General features: G+C 53.9%; 19 protein-coding genes. 10 read left to right on the top strand and 9 right to left on the bottom strand.

Annotated elements, in window-relative coordinates; all coding sequences use genetic code 11:
* From INT21_RS15705 to INT21_RS15690, 4 genes are all read left to right on the top strand, one after another.
* Positions 1-745 (top strand): hypothetical protein (locus INT21_RS15705; RefSeq protein ID WP_193085432.1); only part of this gene is annotated, 745 nt, incomplete at its 5' end.
* A 48-nt stretch (positions 746-793) separates the two neighbouring features.
* Complete coding sequence (locus tag INT21_RS15700) at positions 794-1,147, top strand: hypothetical protein (protein ID WP_193068436.1); 354 nt, start codon at positions 794-796, stop codon at positions 1,145-1,147.
* Positions 1,148-1,401: 254 nt separating this feature from the next.
* Positions 1,402-2,388 carry an Rpn family recombination-promoting nuclease/putative transposase gene (locus INT21_RS15695; RefSeq protein ID WP_193085431.1) on the top strand — a complete coding sequence of 329 codons (987 nt, stop codon included), beginning with the start codon at positions 1,402-1,404 and terminating at the stop codon, positions 2,386-2,388.
* A gap of 277 nt (positions 2,389-2,665) precedes the next feature.
* The gene (locus INT21_RS15690; protein WP_193068438.1) at positions 2,666-3,121 is read left to right on the top strand and encodes a hypothetical protein; all 456 of its coding nucleotides are present in this window, start codon (positions 2,666-2,668) and stop codon (positions 3,119-3,121) included.
* Positions 3,122-3,222: 101 nt separating this feature from the next.
* On the opposite strand, the gene INT21_RS15685 is transcribed toward INT21_RS15690, so the two are convergent.
* Positions 3,223-3,705 carry an HPP family protein gene (locus INT21_RS15685; RefSeq protein WP_038483211.1) on the bottom strand — a complete coding sequence of 161 codons (483 nt, stop codon included), beginning with the start codon at positions 3,703-3,705 and terminating at the stop codon, positions 3,223-3,225.
* A 122-nt stretch (positions 3,706-3,827) separates the two neighbouring features.
* On the opposite strand from INT21_RS15685, the gene INT21_RS15680 reads away from it, so the two are divergent.
* The 4 genes from INT21_RS15680 to INT21_RS15665 all read left to right on the top strand — a co-directional run bounded on the left by INT21_RS15680 (position 3,828) and on the right by INT21_RS15665 (position 6,163).
* Positions 3,828-4,406, top strand: coding sequence for a TetR/AcrR family transcriptional regulator (locus INT21_RS15680; protein ID WP_193059736.1), 579 nt, complete (start codon positions 3,828-3,830; stop codon positions 4,404-4,406).
* A 164-nt stretch (positions 4,407-4,570) separates the two neighbouring features.
* Entirely contained in the window at positions 4,571-5,254 is a 684-nt protein-coding gene (locus INT21_RS15675; protein WP_193068439.1) for an HAD family hydrolase, read from the top strand.
* A 90-nt stretch (positions 5,255-5,344) separates the two neighbouring features.
* Positions 5,345-5,710: a glyoxalase superfamily protein gene (locus INT21_RS15670; RefSeq protein ID WP_089037937.1), complete on the top strand. Its 366-nt coding sequence runs from the start codon at positions 5,345-5,347 to the stop codon at positions 5,708-5,710.
* Between the two features lie 57 nt (positions 5,711-5,767).
* Entirely contained in the window at positions 5,768-6,163 is a 396-nt protein-coding gene (locus INT21_RS15665; protein ID WP_193059732.1) for a GFA family protein, read from the top strand.
* Positions 6,164-6,289: 126 nt separating this feature from the next.
* Here INT21_RS15665 and pgi read toward each other — a convergent pair whose 3' ends face one another.
* The 4 genes from pgi to ptsP form a co-directional block, all read right to left on the bottom strand.
* A complete protein-coding gene (gene pgi / locus INT21_RS15660; protein WP_193067672.1) occupies positions 6,290-7,954 on the bottom strand; it encodes a glucose-6-phosphate isomerase in 1,665 nt (554 codons plus the stop codon).
* A gap of 248 nt (positions 7,955-8,202) precedes the next feature.
* Positions 8,203-9,939 carry a PTS fructose-like transporter subunit IIB gene (locus INT21_RS15655; protein ID WP_193067671.1) on the bottom strand — a complete coding sequence of 579 codons (1,737 nt, stop codon included), beginning with the start codon at positions 9,937-9,939 and terminating at the stop codon, positions 8,203-8,205.
* Complete coding sequence (pfkB, locus tag INT21_RS15650) at positions 9,936-10,907, bottom strand: 1-phosphofructokinase (RefSeq protein WP_193067670.1); 972 nt, start codon at positions 10,905-10,907, stop codon at positions 9,936-9,938. The genes INT21_RS15655 and pfkB overlap by 4 nt, the downstream gene beginning before the upstream one ends.
* Positions 10,907-13,774 (bottom strand): phosphoenolpyruvate--protein phosphotransferase, encoded by a 2,868-nt coding sequence (gene ptsP, locus INT21_RS15645; RefSeq protein ID WP_193067669.1) that lies wholly within the window; start codon positions 13,772-13,774, stop codon positions 10,907-10,909. The genes pfkB and ptsP overlap by 1 nt, the downstream gene beginning before the upstream one ends.
* A gap of 226 nt (positions 13,775-14,000) precedes the next feature.
* Between ptsP and cra the strand changes: the two genes are divergently transcribed.
* Positions 14,001-14,978 carry a catabolite repressor/activator gene (gene cra / locus INT21_RS15640; RefSeq protein WP_193067668.1) on the top strand — a complete coding sequence of 326 codons (978 nt, stop codon included), beginning with the start codon at positions 14,001-14,003 and terminating at the stop codon, positions 14,976-14,978.
* A gap of 69 nt (positions 14,979-15,047) precedes the next feature.
* On the opposite strand, the gene INT21_RS15635 is transcribed toward cra, so the two are convergent.
* On the bottom strand, positions 15,048-15,524 hold the full coding sequence (locus tag INT21_RS15635; protein WP_038483239.1) for a methylglyoxal synthase: 477 nt from the start codon (positions 15,522-15,524) through the stop codon (positions 15,048-15,050).
* 49 nt (positions 15,525-15,573) lie between these two features.
* Positions 15,574-17,040 (bottom strand): pyruvate kinase, encoded by a 1,467-nt coding sequence (gene pyk / locus INT21_RS15630; RefSeq protein ID WP_038483243.1) that lies wholly within the window; start codon positions 17,038-17,040, stop codon positions 15,574-15,576.
* A 211-nt stretch (positions 17,041-17,251) separates the two neighbouring features.
* Here pyk and gap point away from each other — a divergent pair, with 211 nt between their 5' ends.
* Positions 17,252-18,256: a type I glyceraldehyde-3-phosphate dehydrogenase gene (gene gap / locus INT21_RS15625; RefSeq protein ID WP_193067667.1), complete on the top strand. Its 1,005-nt coding sequence runs from the start codon at positions 17,252-17,254 to the stop codon at positions 18,254-18,256.
* 14 nt (positions 18,257-18,270) lie between these two features.
* Here the strand turns inward: gap and INT21_RS15620 are convergent, their stop codons facing one another.
* Together INT21_RS15620 and INT21_RS15615 are read right to left on the bottom strand one after the other, a co-directional pair.
* Positions 18,271-19,302, bottom strand: a complete 1,032-nt coding sequence (locus INT21_RS15620; RefSeq protein WP_089037946.1) for a LacI family DNA-binding transcriptional regulator — start codon at positions 19,300-19,302, stop codon at positions 18,271-18,273.
* A gap of 188 nt (positions 19,303-19,490) precedes the next feature.
* Complete coding sequence (locus INT21_RS15615; RefSeq protein ID WP_193067666.1) at positions 19,491-20,597, bottom strand: ABC transporter ATP-binding protein; 1,107 nt, start codon at positions 20,595-20,597, stop codon at positions 19,491-19,493.
* Positions 20,598-20,652: the final 55 nt, after the last annotated feature.

Raw genomic sequence — 20,652 nt, 5'->3', positions numbered from 1 at the left:
GGCCAGCACCGCTGCCGGTGCAGCCACCGGCGGCACCGAAGGTGGCGCGGCGGCGTTTAATGAGGTGGTGAATAATTATCTGACCAACCGTGCCATTAACCAGGAGCTGGAGCGATTAACTTCCGAGGACTCGGCACTGGATCCAGAACTAAAACGCCAACTGGTTGAGCATCAGCTATTGAATGGCCTGCAGGAAAACGCGCCGCTGGATGACTGCCGCGTGGTTGGCAGTGACTGCAGCCCACAGCTGGATGAGATAACGGCAACGTTCGAGCTGTTGCAAGATCCCAATACACGGGAGCAGCTTGGCGGTGATCTCACCGATGCCCTCATCGAGCGTCAATTGAATGATCTAGTCGCCACCCTAGAAAGTGTTGACTGGTCACAAGACCCGGACACCATCGCCCGCGCTGAATGGATAGGCCAGCGTGTGCGCAACATTATTGATATATGTGCTGTGTTTCCAACAGGGGCAGCCTGCCGAGGGGTGTCTCTGGGAATGACTGGCTCGGATGTGACTGAGAAGGTATTAGATGGAGATGGTAGTGGAGCGTTGATACAAGCTACAGCAGCAGCTGCTAACCCGGTTGTTGGAAAGGCAGTCTCAGGAAGTGCCGAAAAAACTGGCGTGTACTCCGAGGAGTTCCTTGAATGGATGAGGAATATTTATGGAGCTGGCACCGAGAAAATCATTCAGTGGATATATGACGAAACGCAGTCCGCGCCTGATACAGACGACGAGTAATACCGCGATGGTAAAACGAGTTAGTCAACACCGGGGTGGGCACAAACAATGACAGAAAAACAGTTTCAGATATTTTGCAAGGTGATTTACCGGGTAACAGTGATGACGTTAATGCTGCAAATTGTGGCGTGTGGCATGATGTTCTGGATGTTTTGGCGGGGCATGCCGGAGTACCAAGATGTGTTGATGGGGTTGGCAGGCTCCATAATTTGGTCATTAATGCTCTTGAGTTCAAAAAAAACGCTCTTTAAACGTAAAGAAGTTAAAATGGGCACTTTGGGCGATTCAGGCATTATGCACTCACTGGGTGCGAATATCTTTTGGTGGTGTGGCTACCACTTTTTTGAACTGTTTTTTGTGCTATATGCAATCTGGCTTTATATAAAGGCGGTGTGGCTTTGAGTTCTACCTTTGACCGCCCACTGCCGTTCAACACTGTGGCCAGCATTGGAGGTGGCACATTGTTTGGTCACGCCATGAAATAACACCCTCAACCGACGCAGCAACACGGACGTTGCTGCATTGATTGGCAGGGAAGGCACGGAATGTCTTGCCTGGCGGTAGCGTGGTGATAAAAGGGCTCAGCCTACTGGAAAGCGCTGCTGATCATCGCCCGCCATGGTATTCTGCCACTATAGAATTAACAGGGACGCGTTATGGCCATCCACCACCACGATACCGGCTACAAGGAACTGTTCAGCCACCCTGAGTTCGTTGAGCAACTGATTGAAGGCTTTGCTCCGCCTGAAATTGCCGGGTTAATGAACTTCACGACGCTCAAGAAGCACAGTGGCCATTACATCACACCGCTGTTCGAAGAGAAGATCGAAGACGTGGTGTGGTCGGTGGAAGTCACTTGGCAGGGCATGACGCAGCGGGTGTTTCTATACATTTTATTAGAGTTCCAGTCAGCGGTTGATCGCAGCATGCCGATTCGGCTGATGCACTACGTCGCCTGCTTTTACAGTGAATTACTCAAACAGAAGGTCATCACCCCCAGCCAAGGCTTGCCACCGGTGTTTCCGGTGGTACTGTACAATGGCTCCAAACCCTGGACAGCCCCGCTGGATATCTACGAAATGGTGCAGCCGGAACCGCCGAGCTTTCTGCAGGTCTATCAACCGCGCCTGCGCTATTTTCTGGTTGATGAAGGGCGTTATACTAACGAAGAATTGGGCTTACGCCAGACACCGCTCAGCGGTGTATTCGGTGTGGAAAATGCCGGTGAAAGTTGGGAAGCCCTACAGAAGGCTGTGGATCGGGTCGTCGCCTTTATTCAGGCTGACCCCAATAAGGAACGCATCGACCGGATTATCACCCGCTGGCTCAAGCGACATTTGTACCGGCTAGGCACAGAGGTCAACCTGGATCGGCTTGACAGCCTGATGGAGGATAAAGACATGTTGGCAGAGAACTTAGAGAACCTGGTCAAGAAAGAACGCCTGGAAGGACGGCAAGAAGGACGGCAAGAAGGACGTTTGACTGAAGCGCGCGAGGTAGTACGCACCCAGCTCACATTCAAGTTTGGTGAGGTGCCTGACTGGGTAGAAGCGCAGCTTGTGCAAGCCGATCATGACCAGTTGAAAGTCTGGATGCGTGATGTACTGTTCGCCAATCGCCTGGATGATATGTTCAAGCGCTAGCATTCTTACAGCCTGTAAGCCATCGACCGGGTAGTAGGCCTGCGCGTCGAACTGAAAAACGAGGCGATGTTGCTGACGTAACCGATACCCCTTGGCCCGAAAGTGCCAAGGGGTATTTTTTATGTTTCAGATGCTCCTTGGCTAAGTGCGCTTGAAGAGAGGTCACTGTTTTAAGTGAAATAGTGGTGATAAATAACTAGGATAATATCGTCAGCCCCCGATATTCATCATGTGGCGTTTATATCGATGTAAATCACAGGGAGTGTGAACATATTCTATGAAAACTTTCTCTATTATCTTGTTACGCATTTTAGCGCTGTATATTGCGCTTAATCCGCTACTTGCCCTAGCGCCGATGCTGTTTGGCCCAGGCTCGACAGAATCATATGACGAGTGGTTAGTCACCCTGATAGCAATGATTGTTATGCCTCTTATTGTCGGCGCTGTACTTTGGCTAGTGGCAGAACCGCTGGCTAATAAAATTCATCCAGCTAATAACGCTGACTCTCAGTTATCACTGCACGAACTAGGCTTAGTCCGTGCAGGTAGTTTTCTGATAGGTGTTTATCTCACTTTGCAACATATTGGCACAGCGATTAGTCAGTGGATCTGGTCAGGTAGTATTGCCTATGGTTCTCTCGTCGTCATTGCTCTTGGTGTGGGCTTGATAGTGGGAGTCAATTTTATCGGTGAGCTATATAAGAAGATAAAGTATGCGGGCAGTGGTTTGTGAGTGCTAATAAATGCACTCAAAAGCACAGCTAAGCATGCCACGAACAAACGGATTAAGATTTTCGCTTACGAACACTCGTTCTGCACTACGATCCTCTTCTACTAAAACCATTGCTTGGGGTACGGTTGCCCTGAAACAAACCGGTGATACACGTATCCGAATCCCACAATTAAAAGGGCTCCAGACGCTACGGGAGTGATCAAAAAATGCCAGTGTTCTCCCGCTAGCATAATCAGTAGGGGGTTAGCACCTGCAGGCGGGTGGATGGTGTGGGTAAGCATCATAGCGACTATCGATAAACCGACTGCCAAGCCCAGCGTCCATTCGTGCACGCCAAAGAAATGAGCCACCATCAGTCCTAACGCCGCCGTTATTAAGTGACCCGCAATCACGTTGCGTGGTTGGGCTAATGGGCTGGCGGGTAAACCAAACAGTATCACCATGGTGGCGCCAAAGGGGGCCATTAGCCATAACGCGTCACTGTGTGAACTTAGAAAGCTGAGTGCTGTTATGCATCCAGTCGCTCCAATGCCAGCGAGCAGGGCTGCTTTCTGTTGAGCAGGTAAATACAGGGAAATTCTCATGGATGCATCCTTGGGCGAAAGAGTTGAGACAAGGGAGACCGATCTGTCTCCTTTGGCTATGGTAGACAGATCGGTCTCTGTGGGTCAATATGTTGTTCGTAAAATGAAAGTGAGGTTGTGCTGTGGAAAGACGAGAGCAGTTAGTTTCGGTCGCCTTTGGGCTGTTTTACCGCTACGGGGTGCATGCCATTGGTATCAACCGGATCATTGCTGAATCAGGCGTGGCAAAAAAAACGCTATACCATCACTTTGCCAGCAAAGAAGCCCTGATCGCTGCAACGGTTGACTATCGTGACCGACAATTTTTTTCCTGGGTTGAAGGGCGCACGCAGGGCGCACCTGATGGACAAAGCGCAATTTTTGCTTTGTTCGATGCGTTGGATGATTGGTTTAATGAGAGAGAAAAGCTAATTTATCCTTTCCATGGGTGTTATTTCATCAATGTCAGTGCTGAATTCAGTGACTTAAATCATCCCGTGCATCAACAGTGCGCTAACCATAAAAGAGCCATGCTTGGCTTAATAAACGGGTATATGTCACAAATATTCGTTGATGAAAAAACGGTGACTACGTTGTCGGAAGCGGTAGCTACTTTAAAAGAAGGGGCGACTGTTCAGGCCCACGTGATGGGGGATTTAAAAGCTGCCGTAAAAGCCAAAGCAATCGCTGAGGAGTTGCTGAGGACAAGATTGGAGTCTTAGTGTTTTCATTTTTTCAGGGCAGTGAGTGAATAGCTTGCTCGTAAACACCCTTGTGGTTTCCGACTCGAAGTACAAAACAATTAGCTTGTCATATTTTCAATCTTGTAGCTCATGCGATAGTAGCTTTGCCTTGGGTTTTAAACACGCTATTTCTAGGAGGTCTTGTGGCACTTCGCGCAATTTTGCTAGATCACGATGGGACAGTCGTCAGTTCTGAACAAATCCATTTTCAAATGTGGGTACACATTCTGAGCCAATATGGCTTTGAATTGTCCGAGCTGCAGTACAAAAACCACTATGCAGGCCTGCCAACGCGCGCCAATGCCCTGGATATGGTGCAGAGGTTTGGGATTAATGCGTCCCCTGATCAACTTATAGAAGCGAAGAACGCCGCGACGCAGGACTACCTTGCTAGCCAAGCATTCCCGCTAATGCCTGGCGTACGAGAGGCTATTGTTTACTTCCACAGTAAAGGTTTGAAGCTGGCAGTGGTGACAGGCGCTAGTGCAAATGGTGTTCAAAAAACACTGCAGGCCAATGAGTTTGAAGATAAGTTCTCTACGATTGTTTCTAGCGATGATGTCCGAAACAGCAAGCCCGCACCTGAATGCTATCTTCTGGCTCTTCAACGGCTTGGCGTTGCTGCGGATGAATGTCTCGCCATTGAAGATACACAACATGGTCTTGAAGCTGCCTTTCGAGCTGGCATAAGCTGCTTGGCACTACCCACGGAAATGTCTAAACAGCAAAACTTTCATTCAGCGACAGCGGTTCTTAGTGGCATGGCTGAAGCCGTTGAGTATATACGCCATGCCTATGGCGTAGAGAGCAACTCTGCGCCTGTTTAAATCGAACGCCTAAGGGTAAAGGGGGCTTTAGGCTTTCTAGCCAGAGCTGGCTAGCCATTCGTTAAAGCGCTGTTTGTAAGGAGAGCATAAATGCATTTTCAAGCCATTCCGATTATACGAATTTTTGATGAATCTAAAGCCAAGGCGTTCTATCTTGAGTTTTTGGGGATGTCGCTTGATTGGGAGCATCGCTTCGAAGCAGACTTTCCTGTCTATATGCAGGTATCCCGAGGTGATCTGGTTTTTCACCTCAGTGAACATTCTGGGGATTGCTCCCCCGGCGCTAAAACGTTTGTGAATACTGATGATCTTGAAGGCTTGTACCGCGAGATTCTATCCCGTGGTTACAAGTATAGCCGCCCGGAAATAACCACAGCTCCGTGGGGCGATAGGGTGTTTGAAGTGGTCGATCCGTTTTCCAACAGAATATTGTTCAATGAGCCTACAGCAGCCTAGCATTAGTTGGCATCACGATAGCGGCTGCCATGGAGGCTAACGGTAAAGGAGTTTGCGATGAAAGGCACATGTCTTTGCGGTTCCATCGAAGTGACTGCGCCTAACCACGAGCAGGTCAGTGTTTGTCATTGCTCACTATGTCGGCGTTGGTCGGGTGGGCCTATGTTCGCCGTGCATTGCGGTGGTCCGGTAGAGTTCTCTGGTGCTGAGCCTACCGCTTACCGCTCATCTGATTGGGCGGAGCGGGGCTTCTGTGCAACCTGTGGGACGCATCTGTTCTATCACCTGCTACCCAGCAATGAGTATATTCTCCCAGCAGGCCTGTTCCAGGATCAGACGTTCCAACTCACCAGCGAAATATTTATTGATGAGAAGCCCGACTATTACGAGCTTAACAACCAGACTGAGAAAATGACCGGACAGCAGGTCTTCGAGCAATTTTCGCCGGATTAATTTAGGCGGCTCGGGGCTTCTGATTGCCTTCAATCAGTGTCGATACTGGCATCAAAGATCAAACCAAAAACGCCTTGGCTTTTCAGCCAAGGCGTTTGTTTATCTAACGGTTACCCAACTCTCCGCTTAACGCTTCTTCCTAGCAGGCTTTTTATCAGCGCTGGCTGGGGCGCTTTGCTTTGCGCTGCTGTCGCCAGGAAAATGAGCGCGTACCAGCTCCAGTAGACCTTGTGTTGAGGTGTCGAAGTCGGCGGCGTTGGTATCGATGCGCTCGCTGATTTCACCGGCAATGCGTTTGCCAAGCTGCACGCCCCATTGATCAAATGAGTTGATGTTCCAGATAACGCCTTGCACAAATACCTTGTGCTCGTAGAGGGCAATCAGCGCGCCTAGGTTTTTGGGCGTTAGCTCGTCCAGCAGCAGTGTGCTGGAAGGGCGGTTGCCGGGGCAGCTATAGGGGTCGTGTTGGCTCAGCTCTTTGCTGTTCCCTTGGCTACCTTCCATAAAGGCGTTGGCCTGGGCGAGCATATTGGTTAGCAAGGCGAAGTGGTGGTCTTCCACGCCGGGTTCAGGTTTCAGCGAGGCAATAAAATCGATCGGCACGTAGCGGGTGCCCTGGTGTAGTAGCTGGAAGAAAGCATGCTGACCGTTAGAGCCGGTTTGCCCCCAAACAATCGGGCCGGTTTTGTAGTTAACTGGGTGGCCGAAAATATCGACTGACTTGCCGTTAGACTCCATATCCAACTGTTGCAGGAACGAAGGTAGTTGGTTCAAGGCTTGGTCGTAGGGCACGATGGCCTGGGTTTCGGCACCAACAAAGTTAATGTACCAGATACCAATCAATGCCATCAGAACTGGCATATTCTGCGCGAAGGGTGCTTCGATAAAGTGGCGGTCCATCTCATGAGCGCCTTCCAGCAGCTCGATAAAACCTTCAAAACCAACTGAAAGCGCAATCGGCAGCCCGATAGATGACCACATGGAGTAGCGGCCACCGACCCAAGCCCAGAACTCGAACACATTCTCTTCACGAATGCCGAACTCCATCGCCGCTTTGCGGTTGGTGGAAGCAGCAATAAAGTGGGCACCGACATCGGCGTCTTCTCCGGCATTTTCCAGAAACCAGCGCCGTGCGGTTTTGGCGTTCAGCAGGGTTTCCTGGGTAGAGAAGGTTTTGGTTGAAACGATAAACAGCGTGGTCGCCGGGTCTAGCCGTGAAAGCACCTTCTGGATATGGGTACCATCGACGTTGGAGACGAAGTGGAAGTGCAGTTCCGGGTGGCGGTATTTGAGCAGTGCGCGTACCGCCATATTGGGGCCAAGATCCGAGCCGCCAATGCCAATGTTGACCACGTCTTTGATGCGCTGGCCGTTATAGCCTTTCCACTCGCCGCTTCTAACCGCTTCTGAGAACTGCTTGATTTGTTCCCGGGTGCGATTGATTTCCGGCATCACGTCATCGCCGTCAACATGCACGGGTTCATCGCTTAAATTGCGCAGTGCGGTGTGCAGTACCGGACGATTTTCGGTGACATTGATAATATCGCCAGAGAACATCTGCGCTCGGCGCTGAACCAAGGCAGAGTGGTCGGCCAGTTCCAGTAGTTTGCTGAGCACTTCATCTGAGACATGGTGTTTGGAGTAATCCAGAAACAGGCCGCCCACCCGCAGGCTCATTTTTTCAAAGCGCTGCGGGTCATTGGTGAAGTAATCACGAATGCGGTCGTTGGCGGTTTTGTCGCGCAGGCGTTCAAGTGCCTGCCAAGTAACGCTGCGGGTGAGTTGAAACATAGAAGGCGGTCCTGTTGTTTTAGATCATTATTAAGTGACGAGCGCTATGTTGCTGGCTCGTGCCTTGTACTATTTATGTATCTATTTATGTAAAAATACTACATAAAACCCCGGTTTAAGCAACTGTTAAGCGACTGGTGGCTGAAAAGTTAGTAATAAACCGTTGTTGGTGTGGGGTAAGGGGGAATATGCGTAGCAAAAGAGGCGCTGAGCAGGTGGCTGCCTGCTCAGCACTGACGTTCAAGCGTTTAGCTGGTAACGGCGACGTGGGCGGCGCCGCGTTTGATAAAGGCATAGCCTAAACCGGTTGCCAGCGAGCCGATGATAATCGCGCCAAGGTAGAGCAGTGCAGGGGTAATGGCGTTGGGAATCAGCAGCACAAAGATACCACCGTGAGGTGCCATTAGTTTCGCGCCTACCAGCATGGAAAGCGCACCGGTGATTGCACCGCCCACCATGCAAGCGGGAATAACCCGCAACGGGTCTTTCGCCGCAAAGGGAATGGCCCCTTCACTAATAAAGCAAAAGCCGAGTACAAACGAAGCTTTGCCTGCTTCACGTTCTGGTTCAGAAAATTTATTGCGCGCTACGAAACTGGCAATGCCCATGCCAATCGCTGGCACCATGCCTGCCGCCATAATGGCTGCCATTGGGCCGTAGGTTTCTGAAGCCAACAAGCCCACGCCGAAGGTGTAGGCTGCTTTATTGACGGGGCCGCCCAAATCGAAGCACATCATTGCACCCAATAGAATGCCCAGCAGCACCGCGTTAGTAGAGCCCATAGAGGCCAGGAAGCTGGTCAGCGCACTTAGCAATGCAGCGACAGGCTCGCCAATCACATAGATCATCGTTAGGCCGGTGACCAGGCTGGCCACCAGTGGGATGATCAGAATAGGCTTGAGCGATTCAACGCTGGAGGGCAGCTTAACGTAGCGGGTAACCGCTAGGGCCACGTAGCCTGCCAGGAAGCCTGCCAAAATGCCGCCGATAAACCCGGAGCCAATGTCGGCCGCCAACATACCGCCAATCATACCTGGCGCAATACCGGGGCGGTCGGCGATGGAGTAGGCAATGTAACCCGCTAGCACAGGAATCATTAGCGCGAAGGCGGTGCCGCCGCCAATTTGCATAAGCGCAGCGGCCAGCGTGCCTTCCTGCTCAAAGGCTTCAATGCCGAATACAAACGACAGCGCAATCAGCAAACCGCCCGCTACCACCATAGGCAGCATGAACGACACGCCGGTGAGTAGGTGCTTATAAACGCCTTTCTCTTTAACGCTCTTATTGGCGTTGCCCGAACCGCTGTTGGCGTTTTCTACGCTAGCATCAACAAGGGCGGCTTCTAGCGTGGGGCGTGGCTTTTTTAGTGCGTTGCCGGTTGAGGTGCGGTAGATACGTTTGCCTGCAAACCGCACTGGGTCAACGTCGATATCGCAGGCCAGTACGACCACGTCGGCGTCGGCGATCTCTTGTTCGGTTAAATGATCCTGAGCGCCTACTGAGCCTTGAGTTTCCACACGAATGGCATGCCCCATGGCTTTGCCTGCTTCGGCTAGCGCTTCAGCGGCCATAAAGGTATGGGCAACACCGGTGGGGCAAGCGGTAACAGCGACAATCTTCTTGCCGCCCGTGTTGCTCGCCGGAGTAGCAGCGGCTGTCGGGGTTGCAGGGGCCGCGTAAATGGGTGCTTCACGCTTGGCTTGAGTTAAAAAGGCGCTGGGGTCGGGCAGGGCGCTGGCAATCGGCGCCTGGAAAAGTCGCTTGCCATCAAAACGTTCTGGGGCAGGAATGTGATCGGCGGCCACCACAATTAAATCGGCATTAGCAATTTGCTCAGCGGTGGCCGCTTGCAGCGGCGCAATCTCGCCGTGCATTTCCACATGAGCGCTCCAGCCCATCCGCGTGGCCGCTTGCTCAAGGCGCTTGGCGGCCAGAAAGGTGGTCGCCATACCGCTGGGGCAGGCGGTAATTAGAATCAGGTTCATCGCGTGGCTCCCTTGGTGATGGTGTCGTCAAGACGCCGTACCAAAGTCTGTTGTTGGAGTAAGTCAAAGTCGTCGGCGTGGGGGGTGCCCACGCCGACGTGGCGAACCGCTTCGGCAGAGAGTGCCGTTGCAAAGCGAAGGGTGTCTGGTGGGGCGCAGTCGCTGAGCAGCCCATGAAGCATGCCAGCCACAAAGGTATCGCCCGCACAAACGGTATTAGTGGCGTTTACGCTAGGCGGGGTAGATTGCCAAGTGCCCTGTGAGCTAACCCATAAAACGCCCTCTGAGCCTGCGGAAATCAGTGCGTGCTCAATGCCGCTGGCGTGCAGTCGCTCGGCGGCGACCTGGCGTTGTTGATGTGAATCTAGCGCGCTGCCAGCCCAGTCAGCGAGTTCCGTTTCGTTAGGTTTTACAGCCGCAGGCTGAACAGCAATGGCGGTCAGCAGTGCTGGGCCGCTGGTGTCTATCCAAAGTGGTACGCCATAGCTTTTTAGGGTGGCCAGTAGTTCAGCAAATAGCGGCTGATCAATACCTGGTGGAAGGCTACCGGCAACGACGACCGCTTGGGGCGGGGCGGGGCGCTGAAACAAGTCGTCTAGGGTAGTTCGTAAGGCATTTAAGTGGGCCGCCTCAATCGGCATGCCGGGGCCGTTAATATCAGTGATGCGGCCACTCTGCTCCGCCAGCTTGGCGTTAATACGTGTGCTACCGGGTACTCGTACAAAGGCATCTTCTACGCCGTAGTGGGGGAATGCCAAGCTGAACGGCGCGTCGTTATGCTGGCCGAGAAAGCCGCTAACAATCACCTGATGGCCTAAGCTGGCCAGCACGCGTGCTACGTTAACGCCTTTGCCCGCAGCTTCTAACTGGGCGCTGTGGGGGCGGTTCACATGGCCGAGTGTCAGCTTTTCAAGGTTGAACGCTAAATCCAGCGCGGGGTTGAGTGTAATGCACACTACCTGGGCCATTAGCGGGCCTCCAGGGCGTCACGCACCTCATCGCTGGTGGCTTTGCTTAGCGCTAGCTGGGCAGTGGTTTTGGCATCGGCAAGATCAAATTCACGCAGGCGCGCTTTGACTAGCGGAATTTGTCGCGCGCTGACGGAAAGCTCATCAACGCCTAACCCTACCAGTACTGGCACGGCCATGGCGTCCGAGGCGAGTTCGCCGCATACGCCGACCCATTTGCCGTGGGCATGGGCGGCATCGACGGTCATTTGAATCAAGCGCAGCACGGCGGGATGCAAGCCATCGGCCTGGGCAGAAAGCTCTGGGTGGCCGCGGTCGATGGCCAGGGTGTACTGAGTTAAATCGTTAGTGCCGACGGAGAAGAAGTCCACCTCGGCCGCCAGCGTAGGTGCTAGCAGTGCGCTGGAAGGCACTTCGATCATCACGCCCAGTTGCACATCAGTGGCGCGCTGCTGTGGTGGGATTTCGCTAAGCAGGCGGTCATAGATGACTTTGGCGGCGCGGAATTCAGCGACATCCTTAACCATCGGCAGCATGATGCGTAGCGGACGGCCGACAGCTGCCATCAGCAGCGCGCGGATTTGTGTTTCCAGCACTTTCGGTTCGGTCAGCGCTAAGCGAATGCCGCGTAGACCAAGGAACGGGTTGTCTTCCTGGGGAACCGGCCAATAGGGCAGCGGCTTGTCGCCCCCGACATCCAGAGTACGCGCGACCAGCGGGCGGCTATCCAGGGCATCGGTGGCTTCGCGGTACTCGGCAATTTGGGTGGCTAGATCCGGTGCGCTTGAGTAGGCCATAAACAGGAACTCGGTGCGCAGCAGGCCAACGCCTTCGGCACCGCGTTCAACCGCATCGGCGGCGTGGGCGGTGTTACCAAGATTGGCTGCCACTTCCACCCGATGCCCGTCGCGGGTTTGGGCTTGCTCAAAACGCAGCTCCCAGGCATCGGCTTCGCGCTGTTGCTGGTCGAGAAGCTGTTGTTCTGCGCGCTGCAGGCGCTCTTCGGAAGGCTGGGAGGTAACTCGCCCACGTTCACCGTCCAGAATCATCATGCTGCCGTTATGCAATGCCATGACGGCTTCACCGGCGCCGACAACAGCGGGAATACCTAGCGCACGAGCCAGAATGGCACTGTGAGCGGTGGCGCCGCCGCGCACGGTAAGCAGGCCGCGTACGCGTGAGGTATCCAGGCGGGCAACGTCGGAAGGGCCGATGTCATCCATCACCAGAATATACGGGTGGTCAGGTGGCTCGGGCAGTTGGACATCGCACAATACCCCCAGCACGCGGCGGCCTACGTCGCGTAGGTCAGCGGCGCGCTCGGCCAGTAGGCGGTCGGCGAGCATTTCCTGGGCGTGGGCGGCGGTTTCAATGGCGTTCCACCAACCAGCTTCTGCTGAACGACCTTCACGAATCGCATCAATCGCAGCGTGCTGCAACTCGGGGTCGTCGAGCATCTCTTCGTGCATCGAGAGAATGTCGGCCACTTCGCCGCCAGGGGCGTTATGCACCAGTGCTTGAAGTTGAGCCGCCCCCTCTTTCAGCGCTAGTTCCAGGCGGTTAATTTCGTGATCGGGGTCGCTGGCGTGTTCAGCATAGTCGAACTGCATCGGACGAATCACAAACACCGGCGCAATGGCCAAGCCCGGCGAAGCGGCGACGCCTGCGTGTGGGGCGTCGGCGGCTAACGGTTCGACGGGCTTACTCGTGTTAGTAACCGACTTGGTATCAAAACCGCCGTCGAACGGCGTGACTTTCTCACCTAGACCGTCTTCAACGGCGGCGGCTACTGCGCCTAGCGCGGTACTTGCCTGCACACCTTCAGCAGAAAGAATCAGCCACTGGCCACGCCGTGCTCCCAAGCCAATCACTTTGGTCAGGCTGGCGGCTGAAACCGTGGAAGCACTGCCTTCTTCAAGGCGTACGTTAATCGGCATTGATTGCGCGCGGGCGACCTGTACCAGCTGTTTTGCCGGGCGGGCGTGTAGGCCGTGGGGGTTCAAGACGCGCACGCGGCGAGTTTGAGTGCTGGCGGTTTCACCCGCCAGCGTGGCCAGCAGCTGTGCGCTGTTTTTGCCCACCAAACTGCCACTTTCACCGTTCTCCAACACGGCTAATAGCTGTTCAAGCAGTGGGCGGTGGGCATCGCCGCTGGCCGCTAAACAGAACAGCGCATGGACGGGGTGGCCGCTATGCTCCAGTTTAGGATCGGCTGGCGTGGCAACACCTAGTGCGGGTTGTGTCACCCCTTGCACTTGGCTTGCTAACCAAAATCCTTTGCCCAGCCATTGGGGGGAAGCACTGGCGATGGCGCTAATAAAAGCGTTATCAACGCAGCCACTTTGGCGAAGCCGTGCGGCGGCGGCCAGGGCAAGCTCTTGAGGGTCGCGAGCGGGGAAGTTAATGCACAGCGTATCGGCATCCAGGCGTGGCTTAAGCGCTGGCTTGGAAAGTAAACGCGCTACCTCGACAGCCGAGCTGGCGCTGGCGAGCTGGTTGGCGACGCCTTCGCGGTCTAAGACGTGGGTCAACTGGCGCAGAATATCCAGGTGTTCGTCATTTTGCGCGGCTATCGTCACCAGAACATAGACCGTCTGGCCGTCATGCCACTGAACGCCTTTGGGGAACTGCAGCACTCTCACGCCGGTATGTTTTACGTGCTGACGGCTTTCCGGCGTGCCGTGTGGAATGGCAATCGCGTTACCAAGATATGTTGACGACTGCGCTTCGCGCGCATGGAGGCCATCACGGTACTCGGCCTCAACTAAGCCCGCATCCGTTAGCGCCTTAGCGGCGATGTCGAGTGCAGCTTGCCAGTCGTCCGCATGGCGGTCGAGCAAGATGTCATCTGGGCCGAGAGTTAACATAGGGTTCTCCTGTAAACGCTGTCAGCCAAGGGTGATGTCTGCAGCGTGATCATGCTTAAACGTTGGTCGTAGAGCGTTGAGCTTCACTGGATGAATCGTGTCATCTGTGGTTAGTTGGCTATGCTGAATCGATTCACTTAAAGACACAAGGGTTGTCTTTCTAGACTTTAGTCTGGGTGGGGAGAAACGGCTGATAAACTACACCGGCAACCAGAGGGAGAATTGCATGACACTTGCCGACATTGCCCGGCTTGCGGGCGTATCGCGCACCACGGCGAGCTATGTAATTAATGGCCAGGCCGAGCAACGGCGTATTAGTAATGCCACCATTGAGAAAGTAATGGCGGTCGTGCGGCAGCATCGCTATCACATTGACCCGCAGGCAGCGGCGCTGCGTCGTGGGGCAAGTCGGCTGATTGGATTGATCGTGCCGGACCTTGAAAATATCAGCTATGCGCGGCTCGCGAAGCGCTTAGAGCGTGGCGCGAGAGAGCAGGGCTATCAGCTGTTGGTGGCTAGCTCAGATGACTGTGCCGATAGCGAGCGGGCTTTGGCATTGGCGCTTCGCGCGCAGCGTTGTGAGGTGCTTATTACCGCCAGCTGCCTTGCCGAAGAGGACACTTTCTATTCTGAGTTGGTAGATGAAGGTTGGTGCGTTGTGGGAATGGACCGAGGGCTTGCGCCGACGCGTTTTGCCAGTGTCGTCAGTAACGATCAAGACGCGGCATATGCGCTAACGCGCTCGGTCATTACGGGTAGCACGCGGCGGGTGGCGTGGTTAGAAGCGATGCCAAGCTTGTCGATCAGTCGCGAGCGGAGGGTGGGTTTTCAGTCAGCGCTACAAGACACCTCTATCGAGCCGGTTTTACTTAGCGGTACGCACTACGAGCGTAGCGAAGGCGCCCGTCTTGCCGCTCAACTGCTGGATGAGAAGGGGGGCGCTGATGCGTTGATCACCGCGTCTTATGTGCTGATGGAAGGGGTGTTTGACGTGTTTCTGGAGCGCGGTGGGCTGCCAGAGAATATGCGGTTAGCCACCTTTGGCGACCACCGCTTATTGGATTTTCTGCCGCAAGCGGTGAATTCAGCCTTGCAAGATTATGATCGCATTGCTGAACTCACCCTGCGCTGCGCCCTGAATGCCATGAACGGCGACTATCAGTGTGGGCAACAGGTTGTGGCGCGCCACCTGCGTACCCGATAAGCCCCATTGATTCGTTCAGAGCTTGAGTTGTTCAGAGCTTTAGTTATTCAGTACTAAAGTTGTTAAGAGCTATACCGTGCGGGCTTGAGCCCAGGCCTGTGCATCCGGAATAGACATATCGTAGCGTTCACTGAGATAGGGCGACGACAGTAAAAAGTCGGCGCTCGCCGCATTGCATGCTACCGGCACGTTCCATAGCGCGGCTAAACGCAGCAGCGCTTTGACATCAGGATCGTGGGGCTGAGGGGCAAACGGATCCCAGAAGAAAATCAGCACGTCTAGCTGTTGTTCGGCAATCCGCGCACCAATTTGCTGATCACCGCCCAGCGGCCCGCTCATCAACCCCTCGACCTCTAGGCCAAGCGCATTTTTGAGCCGCCCAGCGGTCGTCCCCGTACCAATGAGAGTGTGCTGGCTGAGCGTTTCCTGCCAGCGTGTTGCCCACTCCAGCATTTCGGTTTTTTTGCCGTCGTGGGCAATTAGCGCAATGCGTTTACGCGGTTGCAGCGTACGAACGGCTTGGCGGGGTGGACGTGCGTCGCTCATGGCATGGCTCTCCAGTTAACATTCCGGCTATTTCAGGTCACAGTTAGATTTACGCTTCTTCAACGGCCAGCACTTTCATGGTGTTAGTGCCGCCGTGGGCGTTCATGTGGTCGCCGCGGGTAAGAATGACATGATCGCCAGGGTGTGCCAAACCATGCGCTTGCAATAGCTTGACGGCTTCTTGGTTGAGCTCTTTAGGGTCCATATGGGTGGTGTCGAAGGGGATCGACACGACGCCGCGATAAAGCGCCATGCGCCGTTGGGCAATCGGGCTATGTGCAAGTCCCACAATCGGCAGACCAGAGCGAATGCGTGAGGCAATCAGTGGCGTATAACCTGTCGAGGTCATGCAGGCTATCGCGCGTACCCCGGTGAGGTGGTTAGCGGCATACATGGCAGAGAGGGCAATGGTTTCATCAATGCGCTCGAAGCCTTCATGAATACGGTGGCCGGATGACTGAGCAATACGTTCGCGCTCAGCGCCGAGGCATACTCGATCCATCGCTTGAATGGTTTCTACCGGATAGTCACCCGCGGCGGTTTCCGCAGAGAGCATGACGGCGTCGGTGGCATCCAGCACTGCGTTAGCCACGTCGAATACTTCCGCGCGGGTGGGCAGTGGCGACTCAATCATCGACTCCATCATTTGTGTGGCGGTAATGACCGCACGGTTAAGCGTGCGAGCATGCTTGATGATGCGTTTTTGAGTGCCGATCAGTGCGGCATCGCCAATTTCTACGCCTAAGTCGCCTCGGGCGACCATCACGGCTTCAGAGGCTTCGATAATGCCATCCAGTGTCTCATCATCGGCAACCGCTTCGGCGCGCTCAAGCTTGGCAACCAGACCTATTTCCTTGCCTGCTTCACCGAGCAGGTCGCGCGCTTCTTGCATATCAGCAGCGCTGCGTGGGAACGATACCGCCAGGTAATCCACCCCGATATCGATCGCGGTTTTTAGGTCTTCTTTATCTTTTTCGGTAAGCGCCGGGGCGGATAGTCCGCCGCCTTGCTTGTTGATGCCTTTGTTATTGGAAAGCTTGCCACCTACGTGAACGCGTGTGTGGACTTCTTGACCAATAATCGAGGTGACGTCCAGCACGACACGGCCATCATCCAGCAGTAGCCGGTCACCAGGGGCGACATCGTCAATCAGCGACTTGTAATCACAGCCGACGCGCTCGGCCGTGCCGCTGTTGGCATCCAACGCCATGTCGAGCACAAAGGCCTGGCCAATGTCCAAGTGCACAGCACCTTCGGCAAAGCGCGATATACGGATTTTTGGCCCTTGCAGGTCACCCAAGGCGGCAACGCTGCGATTTAGTCGCTGGGCAATCTCGCGTACCTCTTTCAAGCGGCGGCGGTGGTCGTCTGCGGCGCCATGGGAGAAATTTAGCCGCACGACATCAACGCCCGCTTTTAGCATGGCTTCCAGCACGCCAGGGCGGTCGCTTGCTGGACCAAGCGTCGCGACAATCTTGGTGCGGCGAAGGGGAGTGGGAGATGTTGAGCGAGTCATAAACGTTACTCCTATTGACCATCTTGGCGGTGATTAATTATTGGACTACGATAGCCTTTATATAGTAATTTTACTACATATTGGGATGTTATTAGCCTTTAAGGGCAGTTTGGATAGGTAAAAATTGACCTAAAGGTGAATAAATACGTATTTTTAGTAATTTTTTTACTGGATACGCCATCGACTACCACTGCTTGATTGAGGTGCCATCATGACAATAAGAGTTGCTATTAACGGATTTGGACGGATTGGTCGTAACGTACTACGTGCGCTGTACGAAAATGGCTATCGGGATCGTGTCCGAGTGGTTGCGATTAATGATTTGGGTGATCCTTCCCTAAACTCGCACCTACTGCGTCACGATACGGTTCACGGCCACTTTCCGTTTGCCGTTGAGCATGATGCCGAAAGTATTCGTGTGGATGGCGATCGCATCGCGATCTCTTCTGAGCGTGATCCTAGCCAGCTTCCTTGGGCATCCATGAACATTGATCTCGTCATGGAGTGCACAGGCTTGTTCACTAAGCGAGAAGCCGCTGCCAAGCATATAGAAGCGGGTGCTAAGCGTGTGTTGATCTCTGCCCCCAGCCCCGATGCTGACGCTACTATCGTATATGGTGTTAATGACGATATTTTGACGGCTGAACACACGGTGGTCTCCAATGCGTCGTGCACGACTAACTGCTTGGCGCCTGTCGCCAAAGCGTTAAACGATGCTGTAGGCATTGAAAATGGCTTGATGACCACGGTTCATGCCTACACCAACGATCAGAACCTATCGGATGTTTATCACTCCGACCCTTACCGCGCGCGTAGTGCGACGCATTCGATGATTCCGACCAAAACAGGCGCAGCAGCGGCCGTTGGTTTGGTCTTGCCGGAGCTGGCAGGTAAGTTTGATGGGTTAGCCGTACGCGTGCCGGTGATCAACGTTTCCCTGGTAGATTTAACATTTACGGCAAGTCGCGATACCAGCAAAGAAGAGATCAACGCCATTGTTGAAAAAGCAGCGGCGAACTCGTCTGTGCTAGCGGTTAATGCACAACCGCTGGTGTCTATTGATTTCAATCATGATGCGCATTCATCTACTTTTGATGCTAATCACACCCGTGTGAATGGCCGCCTGGTGAAAATTATGGCGTGGTACGACAACGAGTGGGGTTTCTCCAACCGTATGTTAGATACCGCCCTTGCCATGCAGAAAACGGCCAAATAACACCTGACTGACCCTTATGGGCAAGTGTCGCCCAGCAGCAACTCAGTTTTGAGTAGCTGCTGGGTTTTGGGTATTCGGCCTAGAATCATTTTTGCCGCCACGCGGCCTTTGCCTGCACTGTCCTGGCGCACGGTCGTTAAACGCGGTGCTCTATATTGCCCTTCAGCAATGCCATCAAAGCCGGTAATTCTTAGCTCCCCCGGTACGTGAATGCCACGCTGTTCGGCTAGCGTCAGCGCGGTAAGTGCAATGCGGTCTGACATGCATAGCAGCAGATCTGGGCGCTGCGTGGCAGGCAGGTCGAGGATTTCTGTGATCACAGGAGAGCACACATCAAACACGTTCTCTTCGATATTCCATAGTGGGATCTGTTCAGCATCAAAGCCATGTTCGGTGAGTGCAGCATGAAATCCGGCCAGACGTGCACGGCTGATGGTGCTGCTGTCTGGAAGTAGGGTGTGCTGATTGCTTATTCGGCCGTTGCAATACTCTTTTGTCAGACGAAGATTAACCACCGCAGGCCGCTGTGGACGCGTTTTTAACGCGTGCTGGGCAAGGTGGTAGCTCGCGTCTTGGTCATCGATATGCACAGTCGGGCTGCCATCAATGTCGAAATCCACAGACACCAGTGGCCGCTGCGCAGGCAGCTCGCTTAGCAGCTTGTTATTAGGCATCAGGCCGTAAACGATAAAGCCATCGGCAATGTTTGCAGACCCTGGCGGCTGGGAGGCATGACCCCGGCCAGGCAGTAGCAGCATGGTATGCCCATGAGCATCAAGTACTTCAGCGACACCGGATAAAAATTCACTGGCGACAGCATCATTGAGGCTGTAGGTCAGACTTTCGGCAAGAATAACCGCAACAATGCTGGAGCGCCCGGTGCGTAGACTGCGGGCCTTGGCATCTGGACCGTTATACCCAAGGCGTTTGGCCTCGCTTAAAATACGATCGCGTAGCAGAGGCGAAAGCTGGTCGGGGCGGTTGAAAGCGTTTGATATTGTCGCAGTGGAAACGCCGAGTTCTGTGGCAAGATCCTTGAGAGTCATTCGACGATGGGCAGTCACGGGTTTCCTATCCTGTTTAATTATTTGGGCGTTATTTTACATCGCAGGCTAATGAATTGAATCTGACGCACAAAAATACGGCCTTGACGTTGTTTCCACTACCGTTGCTATACAGGTAGTAGCATCAAAGGCCGTTGTTCGCTCAGCAACAGCGCAGTCGATAGCGTTCGTTAAGCCGCAGAGCGTGCCTCAGAAAGCATCAACGCCGCACCACTTTCATCAAATAGATGCACATGCTCAATGTCGGGCACCAGGGATACTTTTTGGCCTTCTTCCCACTTGCTTGGGGCTTCGCTGCGGTGGATAAGCAGTGTATCGCCCTCCTTGGGTTCTAGGTAGACATAGACCTCATTACCCAGGTACTCGACATTGAAAATTTCAAAGCAATTATCGCCCTTGGGTGCCTCTAAACGTAGGTGCTCGGGGCGTATGCCTAAGGTAAGCGAGCTGCCCGTACGATAGCTATCTGCGGCTTGGGGAAGTGCGACTTCTCCCAAGCCTTTTGCAGTTACCTTGCAACCATCTGTTGAACCGCTGGCAAGCTCCGCGGGCATAAAATTCATCGTCGGTGAACCGATAAAACCGGCGACAAACTTGGTGGCTGGGCGTTGATAAAGTTCATGTGGGCTGCCTACTTGCTCGATATGGCCGCCTTTTAGCACCACGATTTTATCTGCCAGGGTCATTGCTTCGACTTGGTCGTGGGTCACATAAATCATCGTAGAGCCCAGGCGATTGTGCAGCCTAGCGATCTCGTTGCGCATTTGTACTCGCAGCGACGCATCCAGGTTAGAAAGTGGCTCATCAAAAAGCAGAATGCGAGGTTCCCGAGCCATCGCACGGCCCATTGCAACACGCTGGCGCTGACCGCCCGACAGTGCTTTCGGCTTGCGGTGTAACAGGTCTTCAAGCTGCAAAATTTTAGCGGTACTCATTACCCGTTCATGGACCGTCTCTTTGTCTGTTTTGGCAAGCTTCAAGCCAAAGGCCATGTTGTCATAAACGGTCATATGCGGGTAAAGAGCATACGACTGGAACACCATGCCCACACCACGTTCACGTGGGGGAAGGTCATTGACCAGCGTGTCACCAATGTTTAAGTCACCGTCGGTGATTGACTCAAGACCCGCGATAAGGCGCAGCAGCGTGGATTTGCCACAGCCGGATGGGCCAACAAAGACGACAAATTCACCATCGCCAATGGTCAGGTCAACGTCTTTAATAATGTGATCGCGACCAAATACTTTGTTGATCTTTTCAAGCGTAACACTTGCCATGGTTAGCTCCTTGTCGGCCTCAATGCTGCATTCCTCGTATCGGGCCGACTATCGT

The sequence above is a fragment of the Halomonas sp. 3F2F genome, assembly GCF_014897805.1.
Classification (GTDB): domain Bacteria; phylum Pseudomonadota; class Gammaproteobacteria; order Pseudomonadales; family Halomonadaceae; genus Vreelandella.
The sequence above is the reverse complement of the archived record's forward strand: the minus strand, read 5'-3'. Positions and strand labels throughout refer to the sequence as shown.